This window comes from Ruegeria sp. BHSA118, assembly GCF_059613405.1.
Window position 1 is genome coordinate 1 of record NZ_JBXWSM010000108.1, and the last position, 9,237, is coordinate 9,237.

9 protein-coding genes and 1 other RNA gene are annotated in these 9,237 nt (G+C 58.1%); 6 read left to right on the plus strand and 4 right to left on the minus strand.

The genetic code is table 11. The annotated features are described in order from the left end of the window. The 3 genes from rsgA to AC2FNN_RS20550 form a co-directional block, all read right to left on the minus strand. A partial coding sequence (gene rsgA / locus AC2FNN_RS20540; RefSeq protein ID WP_496760282.1) for a GTPase RsgA occupies nucleotides 1-855 on the minus strand: 855 nt, incomplete at its 3' end. Between the two features lie 107 nt (nucleotides 856-962). After that, an RNA gene (gene ffs, locus AC2FNN_RS20545) (signal recognition particle sRNA small type) lies at nucleotides 963-1,061 on the minus strand. Nucleotides 1,062-1,100: 39 nt separating this feature from the next. Beyond that, on the minus strand, nucleotides 1,101-2,969 hold the full coding sequence (locus AC2FNN_RS20550; RefSeq protein ID WP_496760283.1) for a bifunctional 2',3'-cyclic-nucleotide 2'-phosphodiesterase/3'-nucleotidase: 1,869 nt from the start codon (nucleotides 2,967-2,969) through the stop codon (nucleotides 1,101-1,103). 182 nt (nucleotides 2,970-3,151) lie between these two features. On the opposite strand from AC2FNN_RS20550, the gene nudC reads away from it, so the two are divergent. Genes nudC through AC2FNN_RS20565 form a run of 3 tightly spaced genes read left to right on the plus strand, consistent with a single transcriptional unit; the run spans nucleotide 3,152 to nucleotide 5,232 of the window. Further along, complete coding sequence (gene nudC, locus AC2FNN_RS20555; RefSeq protein ID WP_496760284.1) at nucleotides 3,152-4,135, plus strand: NAD(+) diphosphatase; 984 nt, start codon at nucleotides 3,152-3,154, stop codon at nucleotides 4,133-4,135. 37 nt (nucleotides 4,136-4,172) lie between these two features. Continuing rightward, the gene (locus AC2FNN_RS20560) at nucleotides 4,173-4,640 is read left to right on the plus strand and encodes an SRPBCC family protein (protein WP_496760285.1); all 468 of its coding nucleotides are present in this window, start codon (nucleotides 4,173-4,175) and stop codon (nucleotides 4,638-4,640) included. A 49-nt stretch (nucleotides 4,641-4,689) separates the two neighbouring features. Beyond that, entirely contained in the window at nucleotides 4,690-5,232 is a 543-nt protein-coding gene (locus tag AC2FNN_RS20565; protein ID WP_496760286.1) for a chloramphenicol phosphotransferase CPT family protein, read from the plus strand. A 4-nt stretch (nucleotides 5,233-5,236) separates the two neighbouring features. Here the strand turns inward: AC2FNN_RS20565 and AC2FNN_RS20570 are convergent, their stop codons facing one another. Further along, complete coding sequence (locus tag AC2FNN_RS20570; RefSeq protein ID WP_496760287.1) at nucleotides 5,237-6,070, minus strand: prephenate dehydratase; 834 nt, start codon at nucleotides 6,068-6,070, stop codon at nucleotides 5,237-5,239. A 120-nt stretch (nucleotides 6,071-6,190) separates the two neighbouring features. Between AC2FNN_RS20570 and AC2FNN_RS20575 the strand changes: the two genes are divergently transcribed. The 3 genes from AC2FNN_RS20575 to AC2FNN_RS20585 all read left to right on the plus strand — a co-directional run. Continuing rightward, entirely contained in the window at nucleotides 6,191-6,703 is a 513-nt protein-coding gene (locus AC2FNN_RS20575; RefSeq protein WP_496760290.1) for a c-type cytochrome, read from the plus strand. 170 nt (nucleotides 6,704-6,873) lie between these two features. Then, entirely contained in the window at nucleotides 6,874-8,778 is a 1,905-nt protein-coding gene (locus AC2FNN_RS20580; protein WP_496760288.1) for an extracellular solute-binding protein, read from the plus strand. Nucleotide 8,779: 1 nt separating this feature from the next. After that, on the plus strand, nucleotides 8,780-9,237 hold a 458-nt coding region (locus AC2FNN_RS20585), incomplete at its 3' end, for an ABC transporter permease family protein (protein WP_496760289.1).

Below are 9,237 nucleotides of genomic sequence, written 5' to 3' on the forward strand. Positions count from 1 at the left end.
GTCCCGGCTCAACTCGGCAAGGTCCGAGAAAACGTCGTCGATCCCGTCCTGAGCGTCCAGCAGGCGCAATGCACGCATTCCGGGTGTATCGATCAACCAGCCGCCGTTGCGCATCCGGTGCAATGCGCGTGCAGTTGTCGTGTGCCGGCCCCGCGCGTCATCCTCGCGAATGTCCGAGGTGGCGAGATCCTGATCGGTCATGATATTGGCAAGTGTCGTCTTGCCAACGCCCGACGAACCAACCAGCGCTCCGGTCTGGCTTTTTGGGCACCAGGACAGAACCTTTGCAACCTCTGCCGGGTCCAGCGCGTTGATTGCCAGAACCGTCAGGAACGGGTCCAGTGATTGCACCTGTCCCGAGAAACTGTCAGGGTCCGCCGATTTGTCGGCCTTTGTCAGAACGACGACCGGATAACACCCGGCCTGATGCGCAAGCGCCAGATATCGTTCCAGCCGGGGCAGGTTGAAATCGGCATTGCACGAACTGACGATGAACAGCACATCGACATTGGCTGCGATCAGTTGCGTCGCGGCACCTGTACCGGCGGCGCGTCGGTGCAGCAGGCTGCGCCGGTCCAGCAAATGGCGCACGCGTTTGTCGTCATCGGTGAGAACCCAATCGCCAACGGCATAGGTGCCGGTTGACTGATCGGGGGTCAGCAACGGGACTTCGCCGTCAGGGTTCAGCCCGATCAGGCGGTCCCGATGAACGGAAGCGATGCGAAAAGGTGTGCAGGAAGGATAAGCCGCGTGTTGCGCAGCAAAGTGAGAGGACCAGCCCAGGTCCGAAAGTGAAAAATACATTGGTTTGCCTGTCGTCAGAAACAGCACTCCCGACGGATGGCGATCGCTCATCCCCGGGTCATGTGTTCAGGCAGTCAGTCGATACCGTGAGGTCAGAACCGTGCTGCCCGAAGGGTCTTTGCTACAATCATAAAGCCCTCCTGCGGCTAAGGTCCGTAAAGTGAGAGGTTGGACATCGACCCAAGCGGGGCTCGTTGTGGCTGCTTCCTTCCGGACCTGACCAGGTTGGCGAGGCGCTCGCCCGCGCCAACCTCTCGACTCTGGATATAGGGAAGGCTTCGGCAAAAGACAACCCGTCAGAGCGTCAGGCGAATGCGCGCAAAACCGTTTTCGTCAGGTTCCAGAACCTTGGGGGCAAACCTGTTCAATTCGTCGATATGCTTCAACGCACCGGGACCAGTCCGAAGAATGGTCGTCATCCCCGGTTTCGGCATCAGAGAGAACGGGTAAGGTTGCAGGACCAATGGGTCGGGTGGCAGGCGGTGCGTCATGTAGTCCCGCAAAATGTCCCGGATATCCAGCGGGGGCAGATCGATGGCCGGGGCCGATGACACATGCGGGAAATGTCCGCCCCCGCTTGCACGATAATTATCGAGCGCAACGACAAATGCCTGATCGGGCTGCACGGCTTGGCCCGCGCAAGTCAGATGATGCACCCGCCTGTGGCCGGGATGGATCATTTGCCCCCCGACATGGTAACGCGCCGGTTGCGACGGGTCGATCTGATAGGACAGGCCAAAGATGACATCGAAATTGTACCCCGCCCGATCCCGGTCGAACAGCTCTGCCCCGGCATCGGGGAATTGTCGGTTGAATGCGCTGGCTGACATCTCCAACCATTCCAGCAGCTGCGCGCCCGTGATCTGAACCGCGCGCAACTCGTTGGGAAAGACATGCAGGTCCGCCACGTGACGCAGACAGATTTCTCCGGGCGGCACGTCCGTATAGTGCCTGGGGCCAGAGCGTCCGCCGCATTTGGCCGGTGACGCGGCTGACAACAGTGGCAGTTCTGCAAGCGTGGTGCCGTGTAAAAATTGGCGTAACGCGGCTGCCTGTGCGGCGGCCACAAGTGTCAATCCACGATCCGGCGCACAGAAGCTGAAATAGCTGTGCAATGTGTCCGAGACGCGCGCAACGGGCGCGGCCATGTCCTGACGGGTCTGCTGATGTGCGGGTTCAACCAGATGCGCAATTTCCAAATCTTCGCCAATCGCGGTGCCGCCCACCGAAACCGGGCGCAATTCGGCGTGGCTGTCGACAACACGCAACCCCGACTGGGGCTGTAGGGTAACGGCCAGATCGATTACCCCAAGAAATGCGCCTGCCGAGCCGGGCATGACAACCGGCGTTCCATGCACCAGCCCTTTCACGTAATCCACGTTCCGGGTTTGCGCGCTGCTGCGTGCGGGAAGGGTCAGGTGCGTGTGCCCGGCGACAACGGCGTCGATGCCTTCAATCGCGGCCAGGGGAATAACGGCATTTTCAGTGTCGGTCGCTGTGTCCGGGTGTCCAAGCCCGGAATGGGCGAGCGCCACGATCAGATCGCACCCCTTTTCGCGCAAGATACGCGTCAGGGACCGGGCCGCGACAACGATGTCGTCCGCCATTACGCTTTCGTTCAGATTATGTTCTTCCCAACGTGTTGTCTGCGGTGGCAGAACCGAAAACACGCCGATGCGAATGGGTAAATCCTTGTTTCCCACAGTCACGATACGGTCGAGGATCGCAAAACGCTGCCATGATTGTATTTCTCCGGACCGATCAAGATTGCCGCACAGAACCGGGCACGGGGCTTGTGCAAGGATCTTGTCCAATGTCGGCAGCCCGAACCCGAAATCATGGTTGCCCAGACCTATCGCATCATAGTCCAGCGCCTTGAATGCCTGCATCATCGGGTGGGGATTGTCGTTCCGAACGGCCCATTCGCCCATCGGCGTTCCCTGGAGCGAATCCCCGTTGTCGAACATCAGCACCAGCGCGTCTGTGGCCTCGTGTCGGGCCCTGCGGATCAGGCTGGCGGTGCGTGTCAGACCAAGCGTCGGGTCCGGTGTGTCCGCGTAATAGTCAAAACCGGTCAGATGCATGTGCAGGTCGGAGGTGGCAAGAATACGAATACGCCCACGGTCTTTTGTGGGTTGAACCTGCGTCGATGGGTTTTGCTTCACTTTTGTTGTTCTGCTTTTGAATGTGGTAATGGGCTAAAATCATCAAAACGCAGTCTAGATGATTTTTCCGGGGCCGCCATGCGGCTTTTCGGTGGCGTATCCCTGCGTTTTGCGCCTTGAATTGCCATTGCAACAGGGCCTGAGACATGGCAGCCCTGTGCGCAAGACCAGAAGGAATTCCAATGAAAAACGCAGAGCAGGTGACTTTTGGCGGCTCGGGCCTGAATCGGGCAGCGCATCTTCGTGGGGATTCAGAGAAGCTGTACGAGATGGCGCGTGACCCTGCCGCGCGATGCATATTGTTGTGGCGAGGCAAGCTTCTGGTCGTGGGCGCGGCGCTGGATCAGCTTGCCCTGACGCAGATGACCCACCCATTGATCAGCGATGGCCCCGGCGGCGTGATCGAAGCACCGGTTTTTCTGGGCCTGAGCGCAGAGGGCGCACCCCTGTTTGCCGCGGATATCTCGGCCTGGGCGGCAGAGGGATTGGATCTGACCGGCCTGGGAGAGTTCGTGGACAGATCCGAACAGCAGCACCCGGATTTGCCTGAAGGGCATGTGTTTGCCGAGCTCCGCCGGATCATGACGCGATTGTCGCCTCGTGATGCCGAACTGGCCGCATCGGCGAAGGCGGTTGTCGGTTGGCACGAAACACATCGTTTCTGTGCCCGCTGCGGCGCAGCCAGTGATATGTCGCAAGCGGGATGGCAGCGCAGTTGCCGGTCATGCGGCGGGCAACATTTTCCACGCACGGATCCGGTTGTGATCATGCTGATTACGCATGGGGACAATGTGCTTATGGGGCGGTCTCCGGGGTGGCCCGAGGGAATGTTTTCCTTGCTGGCGGGATTTGTCGAACCCGGCGAAACGCTCGAAGCGGCGGTGCGCCGCGAGGTGATGGAAGAGGCAGGCGTACCTGTTGGCGCGGTGTCTTACCTGTCCAGCCAGCCCTGGCCGTTCCCGGCATCCCTGATGTTCGGATGCGCCGGCGAGGCTATGTCGCGCGACATCGTTATCGATCCGGTCGAGATCGAAGAGGCGATGTGGGTCAGCAAATCCGAAATGATGCAGGCCTTTGCCGGCGAACATCCCCGGTTGTTGCCGGCTCGCAAGGGGGCTATCGCTCATTTTCTGCTTCAGAACTGGCTTGCGGATACGCTGGACTGAGGAAAAACTGGTGAAGTCATAAACAGCAAAGGTCATTATGCAGTTTTCAGCGCGCGAAGATATCGAAGCCCCGATCAATTCGGTGTTCGACATGGTGTCGGATTTCGAAAGGTTCGAACGTATGGCGATGCGTCGTGGCATCGATGTGCGGCGTCTGGACACTGATGCCATGGTGGTTGCCGGCACTGAATGGAAAACCGAATTCAAGTTGCGTGGAAAGCCGCGCCAGATGTCGGTGGTGATGACGGATTGCGACAAGCCGTCGCAAATGCGGTTCGAGGCGGCCAGCAAAGGGATGACCGGACTGACGACAGTTGATTTTCTGGCCCTGTCTCCGCGCCGGACACGCCTGAGCATCGAGATGTCCTTGGCCGCAAAGTCCTTGCCCGCGCGGTTGCTGTTGCAGTCCATGAAGCTTGGACAGTCAAAGTTCCGCAAGCAATTCCAGGTGCGGTTCAGCGAGTTTGCGCGTGAACTGGAGCTGCGTCACCTGCACGGGGCGTGAACGGCGTCTGCCGGGCTGATCGGGGCAAGGCTTGGGAATGAAACGTCAGATGTCGCACATTATTTTTCTGCACGGCGCATCAAGCAGTGGAAAATCGACGATCGCACAGGCATTGCAGCAGAAGATAGAGAAGCCGTTCTGGCATATCTCGATCGATCACCTGCGCGATTCTGGTGTTCTGCCGCTTGAACGCTATCGCCGTGGCGAGTTCGATTGGTCCGACGACAGATCAGCCGTCTTTGATGGGTTTCATCAGTCGCTGGCTGCTTATGCGGCCTCGGGCAACAATCTGATTTTGGAACATATTCTGGATACGCCGGGGTGGGCCAAAGACTTGCGCGACCTCTTCCGCCCGTTTGATGTTCTGTTCGTAGCTGTCCATTGCCCGGTTCCCGAGTTGAACGTGCGCGAACGATTGCGCGGCGACCGTCCGGTGGGAAGCGCCCAACGTGACCAATCCATGATCCACGCTGGCAGAGTTTACGATATCGAGATTGATTCGACGGACGGCATCGAAGCCAACGTGCAGGCAGTTCTTCAAGCATGGCGCAATGACTTGCGCCAATCGGAATTCAGCCAGTCTTTCGCGTGACCTGTCAGCCGCGAGGATGGGCCGCAGGATAGACACCCAGAACCTCGACATTGGTCGTGAAATGCTCAAGCTCGTCCATGGCCAACTGCACGTTGCGGTCTTCGGGATGTCCAACGATATCCGCATAAAACTGCGTTGCCGTGAAGGAGCCGTCGACCATATAGCTTTCCAGCTTGGTCATGTTGATCCCGTTTGTGGCAAACCCGCCCATCGCTTTGTAAAGCGCGGCAGGGATGTTGCGGACCTGAAACACAAAGCTGGTGATCATCCCATGATCGCCCCGGCGGGACAAATCCGTTTCGCGTGACATGACAAGAAAACGGGTCGTGTTGTCGTCATTATCCTCGATATGACGGGCCAGCACGTTCAGGCCGTAGATTTCAGCAGCCAGCTCGCTGGCCAGAGCGGCGGAATGCAAATCCCCGATTTCGGCCACTTCGCGCGCGGCGCGGGCATTGTCGGGGCTGACACGGCCGCGAATACCGTGTTCTTTCAGAAAACCTGAACATTGCGGCAGTAATACCAGATGCGAATGCGCTTCGGTGATGTCCTCCAGTTTTGCGCCGGGTACACCAAGAAGGTTGATGTGAACACGCACGAACGCTTCATCGATGATGTGAAGCCCGCTATGGGGCAACAGCCGGTGAATATCGGCAACCCGACCATAGGTCGTATTCTCGACCGGCAGCATCGCCAGATCGGCCGCGCCCGAGCGAACTGATTCGATCACGTCCTCGAATGTGCGGCAGGGCAGGGCCTCCATTTCGGGTCGTGCGTTGCGGCAGGCCTCGTGACTGTAGGCGCCGGGTTCGCCCTGAAAAGCAATGCGATTGGTCATTTGGTCGATTCCATGCAACAAGTTCGCGATTTGGTCGTTTCGTCGCGGTGTCTATACCTTGCCTCTCGCAAGTGGAAGCCTTAGACACCTGCCCAGACAGCTGAAATGGACACGCGATCAATGTTCGACACGATGACAGTTACCAAGGCCGCCGCAGGCCTGTTCGGCACTTTCCTGGTGCTGCTTCTGGCCAAATGGGGGGCAGATGTCCTCTATTCTTCCGGTGGCCATGGCTCGGCTGAGGCCGCCTACATTATCGAAACCGAAAGCTCGGGCGAAAGCGCCGACGGCGAAGAAGTGGTCTTTGAAGACCTGCTGGCCGCCGCAGACGTCGAGAGCGGCGCAAAAGTGTTCCGCAAATGCACCGCGTGCCACAAGCTGGAAGACGGCGCAAACGGCACCGGCCCCTACCTGTACGGTGTGGTTAATCGCCCGGTCGCCTCGGCCAACGGCTTCACCGGTTACTCGGCCGGTATGCAGGCGCATGGCGGCAACTGGACACCCGAAGCGCTGGACGCGTTCCTGACCAAGCCCAGCAGCTATATCTCGGGCACTTCGATGAGCTTTGCCGGCCTGAAAAAACCGCAGGACCGCGCAGACGTGATTGCCTATCTGCAAACAATCGGCAACTGATTGCCTGACAGGCCAGACAAGTTCAGAGCCGCTGCCCCGCGCAGCGGCTTTTTTTGTCTGAAGAAACCTTCACAAAGCGCTCACGCATTCTAAACTTGAATCTGTCAGCGTTGGCACTTTAGCTAGCGTATGCGACATAAAAGATTACAATAACCCAGAGGATGAGCCCCATGATATCCCTAATGCCTGCTGCACGTGATCTTAAGGTCAGGCCATTGGCTGGCATATTCGGGCTTTGTGCTGTTCTGCTCTCATCGCAAGCCGCATTGGCATTGGATGAGGGGGTTACCCGCAGTCATGGATATTCGTATTTCGGCAATCTGGATTACCCTGCTGACTATCCGCATCTGAATTATGTGAACCCGGATGCGCCCAAAGGTGGTGAGTTGTCCTTGGCGGCTTCAGGGACGTTCGATTCCCTGAATCCCTATTCCCGCAAGGGGCGCGCAGGCGCCTTGACGACGCTGCAATATGATCGCCTGTTCGAAAGCTCTGATGACGGTGTCGGGCAGTATTACGGCGTAGTGGCGGAAAGTCTGGAATATGATGAAGGGCGCAACTACGTCATTTTCCATTTGCGACCCGAAGCAACCTTTTGGGATGGCACGCCGGTGACGGCAGAGGATGTTGTCTACAGCCACCGCCTGTTCATCGAACAGGGCCTGCCTTCGTACGCCCAAGCCGTGGGCCGCATGGTGACGGGGGCCGAAGCGTTGGATGATCACACGGTCAAGTTCTCGTTCAATCCGGAAGTCACCCGCCGCAGTTTGATCGAGACCGTTGGATCGACCCCCGTCTTTTCGAAAGCATGGTTCGAGGCGGATGAGTCCCGGCGCCTCGATGAGCCGCGTCTGGAAGTGGCGGTCGGATCTGGCCCCTATAAACTCGACAGCTATGACATCAATCGCCGTATCGTTTACAAGCGACGTGACGACTATTGGGGTAGGGATCTGCCATTCAATGTCGGTCGGAACAATTTCGATACCATCCGCGTCGAGTATTTCGCCGATCAGACGGCGGCGTTCGAGGGGTTCAAGGCCGGTGAATACACGTTGCGGATTGAAAGCGATCCCAAGCTTTGGGCGACGGCGTATGATTTTCCGAAGCTGAACGAAGGTGTGATCGTACGGGATGAGATACCGGATGGCAGCCCGCCAACACCTTCAGGTTTCGTCTTCAACCTCGGGAAACCGCAGTTTTCCGACAAGAACGTACGCAAGGCCCTTGCCTTGGCCTTCAATTTCGAATGGGCAAATGAATCCTTGCTGTTCGGTCTGAATTCACCGCGCAATTCCTTTACGCAAGGCACCCCGCTGGAAGCGCATGGCCTGCCCGAGGGCGATGAACTGGCGTTTCTTCAAGGGCTGGGTGAGGTTGTGCCCGAGGACCTTCTTTCAGAACCTGCCGTGACGGTTCACGAGTCAAACCCCGCGCGCCTGAACGATCGCAGAAATCTGCGAAAAGCCGCGAAACTGCTGGACGAGGCCGGGTGGCCCGTCGGCGATGGCAACGTGCGGCGTAACGCGGAAGGGCAGACACTGAAGGTTAATATCCCCTATCCTTCAAACCTGCCGACCTCGACGGCCACGATGATTGAAACCTATGTCCAGAACCTTCAGGCCATTGGCGTGGATGCGTCGGCGGAAAAGGTTGACCCGGCGCAATACACGCTGCGCAGCCGCGAGCGGGACTATGACATGGTCTATTCCACGCGCTACGGGTCTTTTTTGTCGACCGGTGGCGGGTTGAGCCAGATGTACGGGTCGGAAGAGGCAGCATTCAGTCTTTTCAACCCGGCCGGATTGGCCAGCCCTTTGGTTGACGCAATCATCGAAGCATCCTTTGATACCGACAATCAGGCGGATCAGGACACGGCGTTGAAGGCGTTGGACCGCGCCCTGCGGTACGAGTTCTTCGTGGTCCCAGTGGGATATATCGCAGACTACTGGACGGCATATTACGATATGTATGAATACCCGGAAAACCTGCCGCCTTATTCGCTGGGTCATCTGGACCTGTGGTGGATCAATCCGGAAAAAGAGGCTGCACTGAAAGCGAAAGGCGCGCTGCGATAACATGGGCGCCTATATTCTAAGACGTTTGTTGCTGATCATCCCGACCCTTCTGGGCATCATGATCGTCAACTTCACGCTGGTACAATTCGTGCCTGGCGGGCCGGTCGAGCAGATCATTGCCCAGATCGAAGGTCAGGGGGATGTTTTCGCCGGATTTGCAGGTGCAGGCGATGCCGGCGCGGGTTCAGAACCGGCGGGCGGCGTTTTCGACGACAAATATGTCGGTGCGCGGGGCCTGCCGCCCGAGTTCATTGCCGAACTTGAAAAGGAGTTCGGCTTCGACAAACCGCCCCTGGAACGTTTTCTGATCATGATGGGCAACTATCTGACGCTGGACTTCGGCGAGAGTTATTTCCGCTCGATCAGCGTGATTGATCTGGTGCTCGAGAAAATGCCGGTCTCGATCTCGCTGGGCCTGTGGTCAACGCTGATTGCCTATCTGGTTTCGATCCCTCTGGG

Excerpts from the sequence above, each read along its gene's own strand:
- nudC (WP_496760284.1), top strand. The coding sequence starts at position 3,152 with ATGAAAAACGCAGAGCAGGTGACTTTTGGCGGCTCGGGCCTGAATCGG.
- AC2FNN_RS20560 (WP_496760285.1), top strand. The coding sequence starts at position 4,173 with ATGCAGTTTTCAGCGCGCGAAGATATCGAAGCCCCGATCAATTCGGTG.
- AC2FNN_RS20565 (WP_496760286.1), top strand. The coding sequence starts at position 4,690 with ATGTCGCACATTATTTTTCTGCACGGCGCATCAAGCAGTGGAAAATCG.
- AC2FNN_RS20570 (WP_496760287.1), bottom strand. The coding sequence starts at position 6,070 with ATGACCAATCGCATTGCTTTTCAGGGCGAACCCGGCGCCTACAGTCAC.
- AC2FNN_RS20575 (WP_496760290.1), top strand. The coding sequence starts at position 6,191 with ATGTTCGACACGATGACAGTTACCAAGGCCGCCGCAGGCCTGTTCGGC.
- AC2FNN_RS20580 (WP_496760288.1), top strand. The coding sequence starts at position 6,874 with ATGATATCCCTAATGCCTGCTGCACGTGATCTTAAGGTCAGGCCATTG.